Consider the following 19,441-nt stretch of genomic DNA (forward strand, 5'->3'; position numbering starts at 1 on the left):
TGCTACCTCCTCATCATCGCGGCCAGACTGGCAAAGGGCGAAGCCTCGTTCCCTCTGGCCGGGGGAACAACTTCGTCCGCAGGCGCTGACCGGCGGATGGCGGGACGTGGCCCGGCCCAGGCGAAATGCGGCGCGCCATCAACGAGGCGCGGGCGATAGCCCAATGCCCGCAGCAGCCGCGCCAACCCATCCTGCGAAAGGCCAAGCGTGGAGGCCCAATTGGGATCTGGCATGAACGGGGCGCGACCATCGCGACGCTCGTGGATATGGCGCGACAGGCGATCGACCATGTCGATGCGCACCGCAATCGCGTCCTTGCCCTGGCCCAGCCGCCAGAAGCCGGCGACCAGCAGCACATTGGCCGGCGCTTCCACGGCCGCGCCCGACAGCGAAACCCGGCCGGGTGCCGGCAGCGGTGGCAGGCTGGTCAGTTCGCTGGCCACGGCCCACAGGGCAAGCCGCCAGCGCGTCGGCTCCGGGCGCAGCAGCGCTGGCACAAACAGATGCAGCGGGCCCATGCGGACGCCGCAGCGGCTGAGCGCCTGCCGGTCGGTGCGGGTCACGCCCACCAATTGTTCGGCGACATGCTCGCGGGCCAGTACGCCCAAACCTTCCACCAGTTGCACGATCAGGCCGCGCGCCGGCGCGGAAACCTCGGCGCGAAGCGCCTGCACCTTAGCCAGCGGCGCCGCGACATGGGCGATGGCTTCACCCACAAAACGCTCCAGCCGCTCCTGCACCCGACGACGATCATCCGGGCCGAGCGCTGAAACGGCGCGATCAAGCTCCACGCGCGGGGTCAGCGCATCGCGGCCCTTGCGCAACACCGCCACCCGCGCGCCCTGCCACAACAGGCGCGGCGGCAGGCTGCCATCGAAATCAAGCGTGAAATCCGCGTCACCCGCTTCGGCCAAGCGCTTGGCGCGGGCGCCCAGTTCGCGCGACAAATGGCGCTCGGCCGCCGCCAACAGCAGCCGTTGTTCGCCGGCGCGGGCTGCCGCATCCGCGGTGAAGCGGAAACCATCGAGGCGGCCGATCACTTCGCCATCCACCGCTACGCCGCCATCGGCTTCGATCAGAACGTGGGCTGATACCCCGCGCGCCTTCAGATCCTTGAGCAACACGGCGGTGCGGCGATCGACAAAGCGCTGGGTTAGCGCGCCGTGCAGCGCGTCAGACAGGCGATCTTCAAGGGCACGGGTGCGTTCTGCCCAATGCGCGGGATTGTCGAGCCAATCGGGCCGGTGCGCGATATATGTCCATGTCCGCGCCGCCGCGATGCGATCGGCAATCGCTTCCACATCACCCGTCATACGATCGAGATGGGCGATTTCCGCCGCAATCCAGGCATCGGGCAGATGGCCGCGGCCTTCGGTGAGATGGCGAAACACACGCCCCACCAGCCGCGTGTGCGCTTCCACCCCGGTCTTGCGATAATCGGGCAGGCTGCACGCCTGCCACAGGCGGAACAGACCGCGTTCACCCAGCGTTCGGCTGCTGGCACGCTCCATCACCCAAGGCTCGCCAGCCAGGCGCTTGAGCACGCCCAGATCGATGGCATCATCCGATCGTACCAACTCGGGACGCGGCGTACGGGCGTCCATTGTCGCCACCAGCTTGGGCAGGCTGGAAAAATCAAGATCGGTGTTGCGCCAGACAAGATGGGTCAGCGGCTCGAAGCGGTGCTCCTCCAGCCCTTCGATCTCCTCCGGCGTGAAACTGCAATTGGCCTCGCTGCCCAGTTGCACCGTGCCAAACGTGCCATCGCGTTGGTGACGACCGGCGCGGCCAGCGATCTGCGCCATTTCCGAAAGGGTCAGCCGACGCTGGCGCTTGCCGTCAAACTTGCCCAGCGCCGCAAAGGCGACATGAGTGATGTCCATGTTGAGCCCCATGCCAATGGCATCGGTGGCAACGAGATAATCGACCTCGCCGGACTGGTACATGGCCACCTGCGCGTTGCGGGTGCGTGGGCTCAGCGAGCCCATCACCACCGCAGCGCCACCCTTTTGCCGGCGCAGCATTTCGGCAATGGCATAGACTTCGGCGGCGGTGAACGCGACGATGGCGGTACGGCGCGGCAGGCGGGACAGCTTCTTCGGCCCGGCATAGGCCAGCGTGGAAAAGCGCGGCCGGGTGATGATCTCGGCCTCCGGGATCAGCTTGCGGATGAGCGGCCGCAGCGTTTCCGATCCCAGGATCATGGTTTCGGCATAACCACGCGCCCTGAGCAGCCGATCGGTGAACACATGGCCGCGTTCGGGATCGGCACCCATCTGGCCTTCGTCGATCGCCATGAAGGCGACTTCCCGATCCAGCGGCATCGATTCGACCGTGCACAGGAACCAACGCGCGCCCGGCGGCACAATCTTTTCCTCACCGGTGATCAGCGCGACTGAGGCAGCGCCTTTGGCCGCCACCACTTTTTCATAGACTTCGCGGGCCAGCAGCCGCAGCGGAAATCCGATCATGCCGCTGGTGTGGCCGCACAGGCGTTCGACCGCGAGGTGTGTCTTGCCGGTGTTGGTGGGGCCCAGCACGGCCGTGATCCGGCTGTTGCCATTGCTGGCGGGCGAGGCGATGAACCGGTTCACCCGTCAGATCTGGAGCGCGGCAGGCGCAGCGGCAAGGGCCTGTGGCAATCGGACCCGGAACAATCAGGATCTGGGCCCGGTGGGCCCACCCGTTGCCGGTGACGCTGCGGCCACCCCATCATGTACAGCCTGCGCGGTTGTGCATGGACATGAAGGTGACACGAGTGAATCGGCGGCGCAAGTGACCGTATAATGACGGCGGCTCGTCCCAGTTGACTTGTCCCCAGATTGTTGTCGGATTGACACGGCGACTCGCGAGAGGCAAATCAACCACAGACACGCCGGAAACGAATTTATCCGGCAAGAGTAGATAGTTAACCGTTCGTAAAGACGGATTGGCCGTCGGCACTGGAGGATCGGGCTTGTATCAACCGGGATTTCAGCCGGCAGCCGGAGGCAGCATTGCGCTGCCGGGCTCGCTGTCTGCGCCCGGCGAGCGCTTGGCCCGCGCTGGACGGGCGCTCGCCCGCGCCGCAGATGCAGAGCGTTTGCGCCTTGCCGATGATTGGCAGCGCCTGCGCCGCGCCGCCGCGCAAGGCGACATTGATCTGGACCTTGGTTCCGCCATCGGCAGCCGCCGCTGGTGGATGAAACTGGCGGCCTGCACGGCGCTGGTGGGCGGTGCCATGCTGGCCGGCAGTGTGGTGCCCCCCCTGTACGAGGCTGCACCAACCCCGCTGACGCCCGCCCAACGCGACGAATCGCGGGCCTACAGTGTCGCGCCGCTGGTGTTTGGTGGTGTTTCAGGGGCCAGCCCGCGGGTTGATCCGCGCCAGCTGCGCCCGCTTGCGGAAGCGCCGGAACGGCCGCGCGTTGAACGCAGCGTCACCATCGGCCGGCGCGGGCTGGCGGGCGCGCTGCGAAATGCCGGCGTTGACGCAGCCGAGGTGGCCGAAGTGACCCGCCTACTGGCCGGGCTGAACCCCGGCGGCAGCGCCCGGGCCGAACTGGTGCTGGGCCGGCGCGAAACCAAATCGGTGCCGCGCCCGCTCGAAAGCCTGGCCCTGCGGGCCGCGTTCGACCTCAGGGTGGAAATCAGCCGCAGCGACGGCGGCCTTATCCTGAAGCGCATTCCTATCAGGGTTGATTCCACCCCGCTGCGGGTAAGCGCACCGGTGAGCGGCAGCCTCAACCGCGCCCTGCGCAGTGCCGGCATTCCCGCCGGGCAGGCCGCCGAGTTCATCAAGCAAATGCGCCACGTCGTCGATTTCCAGCGTGGCCTGGGCAAGGCCGACCGGTTCGATATCATCATCGAACAGGACCGCGCCGAAACCGGCGAGATCCGCCACGGCAAATTGCTGTTTGGTGCGCTGGCCCGCAAGGGCCGCGATCCGGTGGAAATCGGCCTGTGGAAAGGCGAATATTACCAAGCCAGCGGCGAAGGCGTGAAGAAGGGCCTTATGAAGACGCCCGTTGATGGCGCCCGCATGACGAGCAGCTTCGGCATGCGGCTGCACCCGGTGATGGGCTTTTCCCGGATGCACAAGGGCGTCGATTTCAACGCCGGCCATGGCCAGACCATCATGGCGGCCGGCGGCGGCACGGTCAGCTTTGCCGGCTGGCACGGCGGCCACGGCAAATATGTGATGATCCGCCACAACAAGGATCTCGCCACGGCCTATGCCCACATGAGCCGCATCGATGTGCGGCCGGGCCAGCGCATCGGCCAGGGCCAGCGCATCGGCGCGTTGGGCTCCACCGGGCTTTCGACTGGGCCGCATCTGCATTACGAGGTTTGGCTGCGCGGCAAGGCGGTGAACCCGGTGAGCCTGCGCTTCATCGGCGGCGCCGAACTGGGTGGCCGCGACTTGAATGACTTCCAGCGCCAGATGAACCGCTGGCGCGCGCTGGACAGCACCGGTGCTGCACCGAAGGCCGTCACTGCCGACTGACATTTTTTGGCCATGCTGGCCTGCCAAGGGTGCAATGTGAGCCCCGTCACCCGCATCTGCGCCCTGATCGCCGTGCTGCCGCTTCTGCCAGCCGCCGGCCCCTTGCCGCGCCCGCAGCGACCCGTGGCCAGGGTTGTATCTTCAGCCTGGGGTGAGGAAGCTGCGCGGGACAAGGCGGGGGAAGCCGCCGACGTGATCCGCATCGCCAGCATAAAGCCCGGCATGGCGGTGGCCGATATCGGCACTGGCGGCGGCTATTATGTGATGCGCGTGGCACCAGTGGTGGGGCCGCAGGGCCGGGTCTTTGCCCAGGATCTGTCGCCGGGCGTGCTCGAACGGGTGCGCCAGCGCACCCGCGCCGCCAACTTCACCAATGTGCGCTTCGTGCAAGGCAGCCAGGCCAATGCCCGCCTGCCCGCCGCCAGTGTGGATGTGGCGCTAATGATCCACATGTATCACGAGATCGAGCAGCCCTATCTGCTGCTCGATCGCCTGCGCCGCAGCCTGAAGCCGGGCGGCCGCATCGTGGTCGTCGATCTCGACCGCCCGTCCGAAGAGCATGGCATGCCAAAGGCGCTGCTCGCCTGCGAGGTGAAGGCGGTGGGCTATGAACTGATCAGCATGACCGACATAAAGCAGGGTTATGTCGCAATGTTTCGCCCCGGCGTGCGGCCGCGCCCCGAAACTGTGAAGGCCTGCCGCGGCTGAGGAGGCGACTTGCCGCATTTGCGGCCAGCGTGAGGCATGACAGGCAAGCGCATGTCGAAAACCCCGCCGATCGTGCTGTTCTATGGACTTGCCGGGCTGATCCCGTTCCTGGCGCCGCCGCTGGCCACCCTCGCCTTCCCCGATTTCCGCTGGCAGTTCACCGAAGCACTGTTGTGGTGGGCCGCCATCATCCTGTCCTTCCTGGGCGGCGCGCGTTGGGGCGCAGCAGTGCAGAATTCCCAGCCAGCCCCCGGCCTGATCGGGCTGACCATGCTGCCCAGCATCATCGGCTGGCTCGTGCTGCTCGCCCCGCCCAAATATCGCGTGGCACAGTTGTTGGCGCTGGCCGCCGCGCTGCTGGTGCATTTCCTATGGGACTGGACATCCCGCACCCTGCCAGGCTGGTATGGACGGCTGCGGCTGCTGCTCACTGCCGGCGCGGTGGCGGCGCTGGGCTGGCAGGCCGCCTTGCAAGGCTGAATCGGCCCGTTTTTTGACAGTTTCTCCGCTTTTCGTGCGTTTTCGACCGCCACCATACCGAATTTTCAAAGGGCGCCGAACGCCGAGCGTAACCGGCCACGGCGCTGTAGGACGGACTCAGGCGCTCCAGCGCGCGAAGATGGCGGTGGGCAGGAGCAGCCCGCGGGTTTCTTCCCGGATCGCCATGTCGCCCACTTCGATGCTGCCGCCGCGCTCGCCCATCGCCTGGTCCACCAGCGGGTGGAGCGCGAGGGCGGACATGCGAATGGCATAGACGGTGAGCACGAAGAAGCGCGCATCATCCGCCAGCAGTTGCCGGGCAAGATCGACCAGTTCCGGCAGATCGCGTTCCAGCTGCCAAACTTCGCCATCGGGGCCGCGGCCATATTTGGGGGGATCAAAGATCAGGCCGTGATATTTTGCCCCGCGCCGAACCTCGCGGCGCAGGAATTTCAGCGCATCATCGATGATCCAGCGCACCGGCGCATCGCCCAGGCCCGACAGCGCGGCATTCTCGCGAGCGGCCGCCACACTCTTCTTGCTGGCATCAACGTGGGTCACCTGCGCGCCGGCGCGGGCCGCAATCAGGCTGCCGACACCGGTATAGCCGAACATGTTCATCACCCGGTCGCCCGGCTGGATGCGGCTGGCCAGCCAATCGAACTGGCCGCCCATATCGGGGAAGAAACCGAGGTGACGGAAGGGCGTGTTGTTGGCCCAGAAACTGACCTCTCCCCCCGGCGATGGGCGCTTCATGGCCCAACGTTCGGGCACATTGGTCGAAAGCTGCCAGCGGCCGCCGCCGTCTTCATCGCTGCCGCCGATGAACTCGCCATCGGTCTTCCATTCGGTGCTGGCCGGGGCCCACATCGCCTGCGGTTCCGGGCGGATGAAGCGAAAGCGGCCATAACGTTCAAGCTTGCGGCCGTGGCCCGAATCCACCAGCCCGAAATCGGCCCAGGGTTCGGTGACAAGGGTGGCAAGCGCGGTCATGCAGCCGCCTTGTGCCGCCCGATCTCGGCGCGGGCCGGGGCGTTGGCCAGCATGGCGGCACCGGCGGCACGGGCAGCATCCACGGTCACGGCGTCGATGCGGGCCACCAGTTCGGCGGGCGGCAGGAACCGGCCGTGCACGATCAGGCTGCGGCCCAGATAATCGGACGCGCCTTGCGGACCTTCCAGCGCCATCAACAGCCCGGCGACAGCCTGCGCCCGGGCGCGATTGAGTTCCGCCTGCTCAAGGCCCGCCGCTGTTTCATGCAGCACCATCATGATCAGATCGCGCGCGGCGGCCGCCTGCTTGGGATCGGTGGCGGCGTGGACGCTCATCAGGCCGGCATCGACATAAGGCTGCAACGAAGCCGAAACGGTGTAGGCCAGTCCGCGTTCTTCGCGGACCTGCTGGAACAGGCGGGACGACATGCCACCGCCGGCCGCCAGCGTGAACAGCAGCGCGGCATCCTGCGCCGGATCATGATGGCCAGGGGCGGCCCAGCCCGCTGTCAGCTGCGCCTGCTCGATGCGGCGGGCATCGTGGTGGCGGCCAGGGTGGAAGCGCACGTCGTCGCCGACCGGTGACGGATTGCTGCCGGCCGCTGCCGGGAACGCGGCCTGCGCGAGCCGGCACAGTTCGGCATGATCGACCTTGCCGGCAGCCACGAGGGTAAGCCGCTGCGGTGCATAATGATCGGCCTGCCAGCCCAGCAGATCATCGCGGGTGATTCGCGCCAGGCTGGCTTCATCACCCAGGATGGAGCGGCCCAGCGCCTGTTCCGGGAAGGCGGCTTCCTGCAGATGATCGAACACGATGTCATCCGGCGTGTCGCGCGCTTCGCCGAGCTCCTGCAGCACGACTTCCTTTTCGCGGACGATATCGTCTGCATCAAAGCGCGCGCCGGAAACGAGATCGGCGATCAGATCGACGCCCAGCGGCAGATCGCGCGCCAGCAGGCGGGCGTGAAACATCGTGGTGTCGCGGCTGGTCCAGGCGTTGAGCTGGCCACCCACATCCTCCATCTCCTCCGCAATGGCGCGGGCCGAGCGGCGCTTTGTGCCCTTGAACACCATGTGCTCAAACAGGTGGGCGAGACCGTTCAGTTCCGGCCGCTCGAAGCGCGAGCCGGTTTCGGCAGTCACCGCGACCGCCGCCGTTTCGAGGCCGGGCAGCGCCCAGCTGGCGACGCGCAAGCCGTTTTCGAGGATGCTGATCTGCGGTTCGGTCATTTGGCGCGTGCACGTTCCGCGATGTAGGCTTCGATCGCCTGCAATTGGGCGGGAGCGACGTCATAGCGTTCGGTCCGCGTCATCAGATCGGCCAGGCGGGCCGGCAGATCGGGATGGATGTCGGTTGCCGCCTGCACCGCCGCCGGGAACTTGGCAGGGTGGGCGGTGGCGAGCGTGACCATTGGGGCATTGCCCGTGTCACGGCGGGCGGCGGCGAGGCCGATGGCCGTGTGCGGATCGAGCAGTTCGCCAGTGCTTGCCAGCGCCCAGCGCATTGTGTCGGTCATCTCGTCAGCGTCCACACGGGCGGAGCTGAACAGGCCGGCGGCCTTGGCGCGCCAGCTTTCCGGCAGGGCGAGTTTCTTTGTCGCCTCGAACTCGGCCATTGCGGCGGCCAAGGCTGCACCATCGCGGCCCGACAAGTCGAACAGCAGCCGCTCGAAATTGGAGGAGACCTGGATGTCCATCGACGGCGCATCGGTGGGGGCAACCGTGCCGGCGCTGTAATCACCGCTGGTCAGCGCGCGGTGGAGAATATCGTTGCGGTTGGTGGCGACCACCAGTCGTTCGATGGGCAGGCCCATTTGCGCCGCGACATAGCCCGCGAACACATCACCGAAATTACCGGTGGGCACGGCGTAGGACACGGCGCGGTGCGGCGCACCCAGCGAGAGAGCGGATGTGAAATAATAGACGACCTGGAACAGCAGCCGCGCCCAGTTGATGCTGTTCACCGCGGCCAGCGGGAAGCGGGCCGCGAAAGCCGCATCGTTGAACATCGCCTTCACGATGGCTTGCGCGTCGTCGAAATTGCCGTCGATGGCGAGATTGTGGATGTTGGAATCCAGCACCGTCGTCATCTGCCGGCGCTGGACCTCGCTCACCCGGCCATCGGGGTGCAGCATATAGACTTCAACGCCCGAGCGGCCGGCGAGCGCATCGATGGCGGCCGAGCCAGTGTCGCCGGAGGTCGCACCAATCACGGTGATGTGCTGGCCCGATTGGGCGAGGAAGCGTTCAAACACCAGGCCGAGCGCCTGCAGGGCGACGTCCTTGAATGCCAGTGTTGGCCCGTGGAAGAGTTCAAGCAGGAAATGCCGGTGATCGAGCTGCTTTAGCGGCGCCACGGCGGCGTGGGCGAAGCGGCCATAAGCGGCGGTGAAGATCTGGCGCAACGCCGTCTCGTCGAGGCAGCCTGCCGTGAAGCGCTGGCACACGCGAACCGCGACTTCAACATAAGGCAGGCCTGCCATGGCCGCGATCTCGGCTTCGCTGAAGCGCGGCCAGGATTCGGGCACATACAGCCCGCCATCGCTGGCCAGGCCGGCCAGTGTGGCGGCTTCGAAATCAAGGATCGGGGCGACACCCCGTGTGGAGACATAGCGCATGACGGGTTCCCGTTATTCGGGCTTGGCCGCCGGCGCAACCGGGCGCCGCCGTAGATAGAGGCCGTAGATAGCGGCCAGCGCGATGGCGAGGCCAAACCATTGCCCGGCATAGGCCAGGTGATTGTCGGGCAGATCGGCAGCGCGCGGCTGCAGCGGCCGGCCGAGCGGCGGGATCGCCTCATCCGGAATCAGCATGAAGCGTGGCCGGTCCGGGGCTTTGCCATAGGGGCGCTCGATCACCGTGCCGGTCAGTTGGTGATCAAGGGTGATCACGATGTCTTTCGCGTCCACGCGCTTCGTCCAGCCCGCCACCGCCACGATATCGGGCGGGTGGCTGTTGGGCCGGCAGGAGACCACGACATAGAAGCCGGATGTGCCACCGGCAGAGCTTCCGGGGCGAAGATCATAGGGTTTCTTGTCGCCGGCGCGGCAATCGATGCTGGCGCGGCGATACTGGATAGACACATCGCCCATTATCGCGGCGCGGAATTCTTCCGGCGAAACCAGCGGCAGTTTCGGCGCGGCAGCCAGGCGTTCGATCAGATCATGCTTCAACGCCCGCCGATCCAGCTGCCATTTGCCCAATCCGCAGAGGATCAGGATGCCGGCGGCAGTGATGATGGTCGGGATAATCGGGATTCGGCGGCTCACGCCTGTCCTTCGCCGGCATTGTTGCGGAACTCAAGTGCGACCAACAGGCCCTTGGCCAGCCGCATCAGCCCCAGCGACAGGCCGAGCGTGATCGGCCCCCACAGCATCACATGCACCCACCACGGCGGCGCCAGCTTGGCTTCGGTCACCTGGCTGGCGATGATGACGATGGTGGCGACGATGAAGATCAGGAACGGCGCGGCACCGTCACCAACGTTGAAGCGGCCATAATCCAGCCCGCAGGCCGAACAGCGCGGCGCCATCTTGAGCAGGCCAATATACAAGGGGCCGCTGCCACAGCGTGGACAGCAGCCCCTCAGTGCAACCTGAACGGGCGTGGGCCCGATTGTGGGTGTCTCAGCCAAACGCGTGGGGGGCCACAGCCGCGCCGAAGTTCGAACCCCACACATAGATGGCGATGAACAGGAACAGCCACACCACGTCCACGAAGTGCCAATACCACGCTGCCGCTTCGAAACCGAAGTGCTGACGCGAGGTGAAATCACCCTTGTAGGTGCGGGCCAGGCACACCATCAGGAAGATGGTGCCCACGATGACGTGGAAGCCGTGGAAGCCGGTCGCCATGTAGAAGGCGGCGCCATAGATGCTGTCGGCCATGCCATATTCGGCGTGATAATATTCATAGGCCTGCACGCAGGTGAAGATCAGGCCGAGCGCGATCGTCACCCACAGGCCCTGCTTCAGGCCCTTGCGGTCATCATGGATCAGCGCGTGGTGCGCCCAGGTAACGCTGGTGCCCGACAGCAGCAGGATCAGCGTGTTCAAGAGCGGGAACACGAACGGATCGAGCAGTTCGATGCCCTTGGGCGGCCACACGCCTTCGATGCCTTCGTGCATCGACGGATAGAGCGCCGCGTTGAAATAGGCCCAGAACCAGGCGACGAAGAACATCACTTCCGAGGCGATGAACAGGATCATGCCGTAGCGGTGATGCAGCTGCACAACCGGCGTGTGATCGCCGGTGTTGGCTTCGTGGACGACATCCTTCCACCACAGGAAGAACATGGCAGCGACAGCCGCGAGGCCGGCAAAGAAGGCCGGCATGCCCCAACCGGTCTTATGCATCCAGCCGATCGCGCCAGCGGCGAGGATCAGCACCGCCATCGACATCATCAGCGGGCGCGATGACGGATTGAGAATATGATAGCTGTGGGTCTTGGCTCCGGCCATGGCTCAGCCCCTGTCCTTCAAACTGTTACGATTTGTCGCAGCGCTTAGCCTGACCCGAGGTTGCTTGTCCAGCGCCGCATCCGCGGCGGGGGGCTTGTCCAGAGCGGCAACCGCAGTTGCCGGTTTGTCCACCGGGTAGAAGGTGTAGCTCAGCGTGATTTCGTCGATCTTCTTCGCCACTGGATCATCCATGATGGCGGGATCGATATAATAGGAAACCGGCATGTCCACAGTCTCGCCAGCCTTCAGCGTCTGCTCGGTAAAGCAGAAGCAGTCGATCTTGATGAAATAGCGGCCGGCCACGTCGGGGGAGACGTTGTAGACGGCGCGGCCGGTGATGGCCGTGCTGCCGGTGTTGCTGGCGGTGTAGAAGGCCAGGCGCTTTTCCCCGATCGGAATGCTGACCTCGTTGGCCTTGGGTTTGAACCGCCACGCGAGACCCGGCGCCAGATTCGAATCGAATCGCACCTTTATGGTGCGGCCAGCAACGGCCTGCATCTGGTCGGCCGTCGGCGCAAAGGCGGCGACCTGCGTGGTGCCACCAAAACCGGTGACCTGGCAGAACAGGCGATAAAGCGGCACCGACGCATAAGCGAGGCCGATCATGCTGACAGCCATCAGGCCGGCCATCAGGCCCACACGGCGGTTGGCAGCAGCGGTGCTCATGATGCAGCCGTCGTTGTGGGCGCCGACACCTGCCCGCTCATCCGCACCACGGTGATGCCGAAGAACAGCGCCACCATGGCGAACAGCAAGATACCGATGGCCCGGTTGCGGGAGGCGCGGCGCGCCATGAAGGCGGCGCGCTCGTCAGCGGTCCAGGTGGCAGGATCGATGTTCATGGCAGCAGCAGCACATCGGCAACCAGGGCGCCGAACAAGCAGGCCAGATACAGAAGGCTGAACTTGAACAGCTTCTTCTCCGCCACCATGTCCGCCGCCAGCGTGGCGCTGCTGCGATAGACGTTCCATGCCATCACCATGAAAATCACGCCCAGCGTGATCGCCGTGCCGCCATAGGCCCAATCTGTGAGGCCAAGCAGCGGCGGTGCGATGGTGACCGGCACCAGCAGCGCCGAATAGGCGAGGATCTGGCGACGGGTTTCCTTGAACCCGTGGGTGACCGGCAGCATCGGCACACCGGCCTTGGCGTAATCAGCCTCCATGAACAGCGCCAACGCCCAGAAGTGCGGCGGCGTCCACAGGAAGATAATGGCAAAGAGGATCCACGCCAGCATCGGTGTCTCGCCGGCGACGGCAGCCCAACCGCAGATCACCGGGAAGGCGCCGGCGGCGCCGCCGATGACGATGTTCTGCGGCGTGCGACGCTTGAGCCAGGCAGTGTAGACGACCACATAGAACAGGATCGAAACGGCAAGCCAGGCCGCAGCCACCCAATTGAGCGCCAAGCCCATGATGGCCACCGAACCGGTGCCGAGGATAACGCCAAAGGCCAAGGCTTCGGGCTTCTGCAGCTTACCGGCTGGCAGCGGCCGCTTGGCGGTGCGCTTCATCAGCGCATCAATATCGGCTTCATACCATTGGTTGAGCGCGCCGGCGGCCCCCGCGGCGACCGCGATGCACAAGATGCCAGTGAAGGCCAGGAACGGGTGCAGACTGCCCGGCGCTGCCACCATAGCGCAGGCCGCGGTGAAGATGACCAGCGTCATCACCCGCGGCTTGAGCAGCGCGAAATAATCGCGCCAGTCCGCCAGCAGAGGTGTTGGCACCCCGGTGGCGGGCTGGGCAGTTGCGGTGTTGTTCATGACGTCTGGCCTGTCGGGGGGCAGGTTGCCCTGCACCCGGATCGCCGGTTACTTGATGACCGGCAGGGTTTCGAACTGGTGGAACGGCGGCGGGCTGGACAAGGTCCATTCCAGCGTGGTGGCCCCTTCGCCCCAGTAATTGTCTTCCACCTTGCGGCTGGAGAAGAACGACACCAGCAGGTTGAGGAAGAAGAACAGCATGCCCACGCCCATGATGGCATAGCCGTAGGAGGCGATCTGGTTCCAATAGGCGTACATGTCCGGATAATCGGCGATGCGGCGCGGCATGCCATCCATGCCCAGGAAGTGCATCGGGAAGAACAGGACGTTCACGCCGATGAAGAAGATCCAGAAGTGCAGCTTGCCGAGCGTCTCGTTGTACTGCCTGCCGAACATCTTGCCGAACCAATAATACCAGGCGGCGAAGATAGCGAACACGGCGCCCAACGACAGCACATAGTGGAAGTGCGCCACCACATAGTAGGTGTCGTGGAAATAGGTATCCACGCCGGCGTTGGACAGCAGCACGCCGGTGACGCCGCCCACGGTGAACATGAAGATGAAACCGATCGCCCACAACATCGGGGTCTTGAAGCTGATCGAACCGCCCCACATCGTCGCGATCCAGCTGAAGATCTTGATGCCGGTAGGCACCGCGATGATCATCGTGGCGGCGGTGAAATACATCTTGGTGTTCACGTCGAGGCCGACAGTGAACATGTGGTGCGCCCACACGACAAAGCCGATGAAGCCGATGGCGACCATGGCATAGGCCATGCCGAGATAGCCAAAGACCGGCTTCTTGCTGAAGGTGGACACAACCTGGCTGACGATGCCGAAGCCCGGCAGGATGAGGATGTAGACTTCGGGGTGGCCGAAGAACCAGAACAGATGCTGATAGAGCACCGGATCACCACCGCCATCAGCCGAGAAGAAGTGGGTGCCGAAGTTGCGATCGGTCAGCAGCATGGTGATGGCACCAGCCAGAACCGGCAGCGACAGCAGCAGCAGGAAGGCGGTGACCAGCACCGACCACACGAACAGCGGCATCTTGTGCAGGGTCATGCCCGGTGCGCGCATGTTGAGGATGGTGGTGATGAAGTTGATCGCGCCCAGGATCGACGAAGCGCCAGCGATGTGCAGCGACAGAATCGCCATGTCCACAGCCGGGCCGGGGTGGCCCGCAGTGGAGAGCGGCGGATACACCGTCCAGCCGGTGCCGGCGCCATTGGCGCCTGCCGGGCCTTCGACGAACATCGAGCCGCACAGCAGCAGGAACGACGGGACCAGCAGCCAGAACGACACGTTGTTCATGCGCGGGAACGCCATGTCGGGCGCGCCGATCATGATCGGCACGAACCAGTTGCCGAAGCCGCCGATCATGGCGGGCATGACGGTGAAGAACACCATGATCAGGCCGTGGGCGGTGATGAACACGTTCCACAAATGGTTGGCCTGATCGACATTGCCCTGGGTCATGAAGGTGAGCCACTGGATCCCCGGCTCAGCCAGTTCAAGACGCATGATGCCCGAGATCGCGCCGCCGATGGTGCCGGCGATGATCGCGAAGATCAGGTAGAGCGTACCGATATCCTTGTGGTTCGTCGAAAAGAGCCAGCGCTGGATAAAGCCGGGCTTGTGATCATGATCGTGGTCATGAGCACCGGCGGTTGCGGCGTGAGCCATGATACGGGTCCTCTTCTCGAATCTTACTGGGCAGCCGGAGCCGCCACAGCCGCATCAGCGGCCGGGGCAGCTGCATCGGCAGCGGGAATGGCGGTGGGAGCAGCTTCTGCAGGGGCGGCGGCTTCGGCCACCTTGGGCTCAATGCCGTTTTCCTTCTGCTTGGCGGCAACCCAGGCATCGAACTGCGCCTTCGGCAGCACTTCGATGGCGATCGGCATATAGGCATGCTTGGTGCCGCACAGCTCGCTGCACTGACCAAAATACACGCCGGGACGATCGGTCTTGAACCAGGTTTCGTTGATGCGGCCCGGCACGGCATCCATCTTCAGATAAAAGGCCGGCATGGCGAAGCTGTGGATCACGTCGGCCGCCGTGGTGAGGATCTTCACCGTGGCGCCGACCGGCACCACCACGCGGTTATCGACATCGAGCAGCTTGGGCGTGCCGCGCGCGGCAGCCTCTTCGTTGGTGAGCATCACCGAATCAAAAGTGAAGCCGCCCTGATCGGGATACTCATATTCCCAATACCATTGGTGGCCGATGGCCTTGATGGTGATATCGGCCTTGGGCGGATCATATTGATTGGCCAGCAGGCGGAAGCTTGGGAAGGCGATGACCACCAGGATGAGTGCCGGCACCACGGTCCAGATCACTTCGATCACGGTGTTGTGGCTGTTCTTCGACGGCACCGGGTTGGCCGCGGCGCGGTAGCGGAACATGGTCCATGCCAGCAGGATCAGCACGAACACGGCCACGACAAACATCAGCGGGTTGAGCACGTTGTAGACCATGTTGTGGGCTTCAACGGCGATATCAGTGACCGGCGTTTGCAGGTCCCAGCCACCCGTGGGCTGGCCGATACCCGGGGTTGCGGCCTGCAGGGCCGGCACGGCCGCGGGCACATCGGTGGTGGCCACCGGCGGCACCGGCGCAGCCGCCACGGCTTCCTGTGCGAAACTGCGAGCCGAAGCGCCCATCGCCTCGGCGGAAATGATCATCGATATAATGCGGCGCATACTGCCCCTGGCCTGAAACGAGCGGCCTGAGCCGCCAAGAGATGAATTTTCTATGCCGCGCTGCAGCGCAACAGGCAAGCGGAAACCCCGGTCAAAAGCGCACAGGGCCAGCCAATTTGTCAGGCTTTCAGGTTTGCATAGGTGGCAGATAGCCGCGCCATTTGCGCCTTCACGGCTTCCTTCATGTCTTCACCCTGCAGCATCCCGGCATTCCAGACCGCCACATACTCAAGGCCATCGGCAATCGAATGTTCGCGGCCATAGTTCAGCACCTGCTTGATGCCGGTGATGGCCAGCGGGGATTTGGCGCAGATCTCGCGGGCCATCACCTCTGCGGCAGCCAGCGCGTCGGCATGTGTGTCTTCCACCCGATTCACAAAGCCGTAGCGCAGCGCCTCGGCGGCCGGGAACTTGCGGCCAGTATAGGCCAGTTCGCGGATCAACCCCTGCGGCAGCAGGTGCGGGATGCGCTGCAGCGTGCCGACATCGGCAACGATGCCGACATTGATCTCCTGGATGGTGAAATAGGCTTCCGATGAACAGATGCGGATATCGCAGGCGGTGACCAGATCGACGCCGCCGCCGATGCAGCCGCCCTGCGTCACCACGATCACCGGCACCCGGCAATCATCGATGACGTTGAAACTTTCCTGCAACTCCTTCACGTGGCGACGGAAGGCTTCACGCTGGCGACCAAGATCGCCGCCCGTGCTCGCCGCTGCATTCTGCCCGGCCCACTTGAGATCGAGGCCGGCAGTGAAATGCTTGCCGGTCGAGGCGAGGATGACACAGCGCACATCCATGTCATGGGCGATGGCACGAAACACCTGCACCATTTCGGGCCAGAAATCGCCGTTCATGGTGTTGAGTTCGGCGGGGCGGCACAGGGTGATGCGGGCGATGCCGTCGCTCACGCTGTAATCGAGGGTCTTCAGTTCCATCGCAGCCTCCACAAGTCTATGGGAGAGGAATGACCAAGTTCACCGTCAACGGCAATCCTGTCGAATTTCTGATGCAGCCTGATACGCCGCTGCTGTGGGCGCTGCGCGATGCGGCGGGACTGACCGGAACCAAATATGGTTGTGGTGCCGGCTTGTGCGGCGCGTGCACCGTGCATGTGGATGGCAAGGCAACGCGCAGCTGCCAGGTGACGATTGCTGAACTGGAAGGCACGTTCATCACCACCATCGAAGGCCTGTCCGACAATCGCGATCACCCCCTGCAACAGGCATGGATCGCTGCCCAAGTGCCGCAATGTGGCTATTGCCAATCCGGCATGATCATGGCGGCGGCGGCCCTGTTGAAGGACAAGCCCAACCCCAGTGATGACGACATCAACACCACCATCACCAACCTGTGCCGCTGCGGCACCTACCCGCGCATCCGCCGCGCCATCCACATGGCCGCATCAGGCCGGGCGGATGCAGGCATTCCGGGGCCGGAGGTGGACGCCGGCGAAGCCGCCGCGCGCGCGCCGAGTTTGAAGGGTTAGAACGGATTAAGCGTGTAGCCGCGCTGCTGATAGACCGCGTGGGCGGTGATCGCCGAAAGCGACATCTTCACGCCTGGGATGAGATCGGCCTTCGTGATCTTCTGGCCCATCGCCGTCTGCCCGCAGAGATAGAATTCAACACCGGCACCCAGCAGTTTCCTCACCGCATCAAGGCTGCCATTGGCCTTGCCCTCGTTGCGCGCGGCGTAGACTTCGGGCTTCAGCAGGTCCATCGCGCCGGGGCCGTGGACGATCACAACGATCTGCACGTCCTTCTGCGGGACGCCGGCCGCCACATGCATGTTGAGCGTGCGCGCCGCCGTTTCGATCTGCCGGCTGAGCCCGCCGGGCGCGGCCTTGGCCGCAACGTCGAAGGCGATCTTGAACTTGGTGCCCTTGGGCAGCGCCAGGTCGCTGTCTACCGGCGCGATCGGGCCGACAGCGGGCAACACCGGGCCGGGGCCGAAGCCTTCGCGGGATTGCGCCAGCACCGGCGCCTAGAGCAGGAGAGCGGTCAACAACGCTGCGCGGATCATGATGGGGCCTTTCAGAACGGGTTCAGCGTGTAACCTTGCGCCTGCAGGATGGCGTGGGCGCTGCTGGCAGAGATGGCCAGTTCGACGCCAGGAAGCAAGTCAGCCTTTTTCACGCCCATGGCGTTGGCGGCCTGGCCGCAGACCAGAAAGCGCACGCCCTTGGCCAGCATTTCCTTCACCATGGCTTCGCTGGCGTTGGTCGTGCCGGGATTGCGGGCGGCATAGACTTCGTGCTTCGTGAGCTCGGCAATCGCCGGGCCATGCACGACCACGGCCACCGCCACGTCGCGCTCGGCAACGCCGTTGGCGACATGGCTGTTGATGAAGCGCGCTGCCGTTTCAAAGCCGGGGTTCAGTTTGCCGGGCGCGGCCTTGGTGACGTCATAGACATGGCGCAGCACCATGCCTTTGGGGATGGCAACATTATGCTCGACTGGGGTGTGGGTGCCGAAGCCCTTGAACACCGGGCCATCGGTGGCTGCCGCCGGCGCGGCCAGCAGTACCGCGATCAGCAAGGCCCGCATCAGCCGAGGTTCCGCAGGCTTTGCAGCGCGCTTTGCGCTTCGGCCACGGTGCGGCGCACGATCTCGCCGGCCGGCAGGATTTCGGTGATGCCGCCGCCGCCCTGCCCGGCCGCCAGGCACTGGGTTTCAGGGATGACGTCGAGCACGCCCGCGATGGGCCCGAGCCGATTGAGCTGCACCGATTCGGTCACCTGCGCGGCAAACGGCTTGGCGGTGCGGTTGTCGAAATCGCGGTTCGAATCGTTGACGATCGCGCGCAGCGTCTTGCCGGTGAACACCTTGCTGATCACCGTGTCGCTTTCGCTCATGCCCACGATGGCGTCCTTGTATTTCTGGCCGGCATGCGCCTCGTGGCTGGCGATGAAGCGGGTGCCCATCCACACGCCAACGCAGCCAAAGGCCAGCGCCGCAGCGAGCCCGCGGCCGTCATAGAGGCCACCGGCTGCCACCACCGGGATATCAACCGCGTCCACGCATTGCGGCCACAGTGCGACCGAAGCGACACTGCCGGTGTGGCCGCCGCCTTCGGTGCCCTGCGCGATGATCACGTCGCAGCCGGCTTCGGCGGCTTTCACCGCGTGCTTCACGTTGCCGGCCATGCACATCACCACGATGCCGGCCTGTTTCAGTTCGGTGATGATCGCCACCGGCACGCCGAGGCCGGCGATGAACGCCTTGGCGCCGCCCTTGATGATCACGTCCACACTGGCGGTAAGGGTTTCGGGCTGGGCGGTGAGGAGATCGACGCCGAACGGCTTGTCGGTCAGGTCCTTCACGCGCGCCATCTGATCGGCGATGAACTTGGGCGGCAGGCCAGCCATGCCCAAGGAGCCGAAACCGCCGGCGTCGGAAACCGCCGCGCAGACTTCAGCATAGGACACGCCGCCCATGCCGGCGAGCAGGACGGGGTGATCGACACCAAGCAGATCACAGATGACAGTGCGCAGAGCCATGGCGTTACAGACCTTCAGTGATGAAAACGCGATAATCGGCACCGGCAAAGCGATGCTTGACGGCATCCTGATAGGCGGGGCTGCCATACCAAGCCTTCGCCGCTGCCGTGTCAGGGAATTCAACGATCACGGCGCCTTCGATCGGCGCGCCTTCCAGCGTTTCGTGGGCACCATAGAAGGCCAGCGGCTTGGCGATGTGCCCGGCGAGCGTCCCGCCGGCCTTTTCACCATAAGCGCCAAACTCGACCGGATCGCGCAAGCGTTCACGCGTGAAAACAATATAGGCTGCCATGATAACCCCCCAGACATCGCCGCCGTGCGCCGCCGGCGCACGGCGTTGACG

At 64.9% G+C, this 19,441-nt stretch carries 20 protein-coding genes and 1 pseudogene; 4 read left to right on the forward strand and 17 right to left on the reverse strand.

Annotated features, from left to right (window positions below; translation table 11 throughout):
• Positions 1–2: 2 nt before the first annotated feature.
• Complete coding sequence (locus G566_RS13420; protein WP_022679333.1) at positions 3–2,594, reverse strand: helicase-related protein; 2,592 nt, start codon at positions 2,592–2,594, stop codon at positions 3–5.
• 440 nt (positions 2,595–3,034) lie between these two features.
• Between G566_RS13420 and G566_RS13425 the strand changes: the two genes are divergently transcribed.
• Genes G566_RS13425 through G566_RS0103740 form a run of 3 tightly spaced genes read left to right on the forward strand, consistent with a single transcriptional unit; the run spans position 3,035 to position 5,674 of the window.
• Positions 3,035–4,486, forward strand: a complete 1,452-nt coding sequence (locus G566_RS13425; protein ID WP_156874415.1) for a peptidoglycan DD-metalloendopeptidase family protein — start codon at positions 3,035–3,037, stop codon at positions 4,484–4,486.
• Positions 4,487–4,522: 36 nt separating this feature from the next.
• Entirely contained in the window at positions 4,523–5,194 is a 672-nt protein-coding gene (locus G566_RS0103735; RefSeq protein ID WP_029131222.1) for a class I SAM-dependent methyltransferase, read from the forward strand.
• 51 nt (positions 5,195–5,245) lie between these two features.
• On the forward strand, positions 5,246–5,674 hold the full coding sequence (locus G566_RS0103740) for a DUF3429 domain-containing protein (RefSeq protein ID WP_169522752.1): 429 nt from the start codon (positions 5,246–5,248) through the stop codon (positions 5,672–5,674).
• Between the two features lie 117 nt (positions 5,675–5,791).
• On the opposite strand, the gene G566_RS0103745 is transcribed toward G566_RS0103740, so the two are convergent.
• From G566_RS0103745 to G566_RS0103800, 12 genes are all read right to left on the reverse strand, one after another.
• Positions 5,792–6,667, reverse strand: a complete 876-nt coding sequence (locus tag G566_RS0103745) for a class I SAM-dependent methyltransferase (protein WP_022679337.1) — start codon at positions 6,665–6,667, stop codon at positions 5,792–5,794.
• A complete protein-coding gene (locus tag G566_RS0103750) occupies positions 6,664–7,896 on the reverse strand; it encodes a M16 family metallopeptidase (RefSeq protein WP_022679338.1) in 1,233 nt (410 codons plus the stop codon). Before G566_RS0103750 ends, G566_RS0103745 begins: the two co-directional genes overlap by 4 nt.
• A complete protein-coding gene (gene thrC / locus G566_RS0103755; protein WP_022679339.1) occupies positions 7,893–9,284 on the reverse strand; it encodes a threonine synthase in 1,392 nt (463 codons plus the stop codon). Before thrC ends, G566_RS0103750 begins: the two co-directional genes overlap by 4 nt.
• 12 nt (positions 9,285–9,296) lie before the next feature.
• Positions 9,297–9,935, reverse strand: a complete 639-nt coding sequence (locus tag G566_RS0103760; protein ID WP_022679340.1) for an SURF1 family protein — start codon at positions 9,933–9,935, stop codon at positions 9,297–9,299.
• Entirely contained in the window at positions 9,932–10,219 is a 288-nt protein-coding gene (locus G566_RS0103765; RefSeq protein WP_243442405.1) for a DUF983 domain-containing protein, read from the reverse strand. Before G566_RS0103765 ends, G566_RS0103760 begins: the two co-directional genes overlap by 4 nt.
• Before the next feature lie 73 nt (positions 10,220–10,292).
• Positions 10,293–11,126 (reverse strand): cytochrome c oxidase subunit 3, encoded by an 834-nt coding sequence (locus G566_RS0103770; protein WP_022679342.1) that lies wholly within the window; start codon positions 11,124–11,126, stop codon positions 10,293–10,295.
• Between the two features lie 3 nt (positions 11,127–11,129).
• The gene (locus G566_RS0103775; RefSeq protein WP_022679343.1) at positions 11,130–11,792 is read right to left on the reverse strand and encodes a cytochrome c oxidase assembly protein; all 663 of its coding nucleotides are present in this window, start codon (positions 11,790–11,792) and stop codon (positions 11,130–11,132) included.
• Positions 11,789–11,968, reverse strand: a complete 180-nt coding sequence (locus G566_RS0103780; protein ID WP_022679344.1) for a hypothetical protein — start codon at positions 11,966–11,968, stop codon at positions 11,789–11,791. The genes G566_RS0103775 and G566_RS0103780 overlap by 4 nt, the downstream gene beginning before the upstream one ends.
• On the reverse strand, positions 11,965–12,891 hold the full coding sequence (locus G566_RS0103785; RefSeq protein WP_022679345.1) for a heme o synthase: 927 nt from the start codon (positions 12,889–12,891) through the stop codon (positions 11,965–11,967). Before G566_RS0103785 ends, G566_RS0103780 begins: the two co-directional genes overlap by 4 nt.
• Before the next feature lie 48 nt (positions 12,892–12,939).
• On the reverse strand, positions 12,940–14,577 hold the full coding sequence (ctaD, locus tag G566_RS0103790; RefSeq protein WP_022679346.1) for a cytochrome c oxidase subunit I: 1,638 nt from the start codon (positions 14,575–14,577) through the stop codon (positions 12,940–12,942).
• Between the two features lie 23 nt (positions 14,578–14,600).
• Positions 14,601–15,575, reverse strand: a complete 975-nt coding sequence (gene coxB / locus G566_RS0103795; RefSeq protein WP_022679347.1) for a cytochrome c oxidase subunit II — start codon at positions 15,573–15,575, stop codon at positions 14,601–14,603.
• 137 nt (positions 15,576–15,712) lie between these two features.
• Positions 15,713–16,534, reverse strand: a complete 822-nt coding sequence (locus tag G566_RS0103800) for a crotonase/enoyl-CoA hydratase family protein (protein ID WP_022679348.1) — start codon at positions 16,532–16,534, stop codon at positions 15,713–15,715.
• A 29-nt stretch (positions 16,535–16,563) separates the two neighbouring features.
• Between G566_RS0103800 and G566_RS0103805 the strand changes: the two genes are divergently transcribed.
• Entirely contained in the window at positions 16,564–17,085 is a 522-nt protein-coding gene (locus G566_RS0103805) for a (2Fe-2S)-binding protein (protein WP_022679349.1), read from the forward strand.
• On the opposite strand, the gene G566_RS0103810 is transcribed toward G566_RS0103805, so the two are convergent.
• The 4 genes and pseudogenes from G566_RS0103810 to G566_RS0103825 all read right to left on the reverse strand — a co-directional run bounded on the left by G566_RS0103810 (position 17,082) and on the right by G566_RS0103825 (position 19,390).
• Complete coding sequence (locus G566_RS0103810) at positions 17,082–17,576, reverse strand: DsrE family protein (protein ID WP_022679350.1); 495 nt, start codon at positions 17,574–17,576, stop codon at positions 17,082–17,084. The two genes, G566_RS0103805 and G566_RS0103810, sit on opposite strands and share 4 nt — an antisense overlap.
• Positions 17,577–17,632: 56 nt before the next feature.
• Positions 17,633–17,911: pseudogene (locus G566_RS15910) on the reverse strand (DsrE family protein); the annotation flags it as partial.
• A 233-nt stretch (positions 17,912–18,144) separates the two neighbouring features.
• Positions 18,145–19,098: an NAD(P)H-dependent flavin oxidoreductase gene (locus tag G566_RS0103820; protein WP_022679352.1), complete on the reverse strand. Its 954-nt coding sequence runs from the start codon at positions 19,096–19,098 to the stop codon at positions 18,145–18,147.
• Positions 19,099–19,102: 4 nt separating this feature from the next.
• Positions 19,103–19,390 carry a DUF1330 domain-containing protein gene (locus tag G566_RS0103825; protein WP_022679353.1) on the reverse strand — a complete coding sequence of 96 codons (288 nt, stop codon included), beginning with the start codon at positions 19,388–19,390 and terminating at the stop codon, positions 19,103–19,105.
• Positions 19,391–19,441: the final 51 nt, after the last annotated feature.

Origin of the sequence: Sandarakinorhabdus limnophila DSM 17366 (assembly GCF_000420765.1) — a bacterium.
GTDB classification, from domain to species: Bacteria; Pseudomonadota; Alphaproteobacteria; order Sphingomonadales; family Sphingomonadaceae; genus Sandarakinorhabdus; species Sandarakinorhabdus limnophila.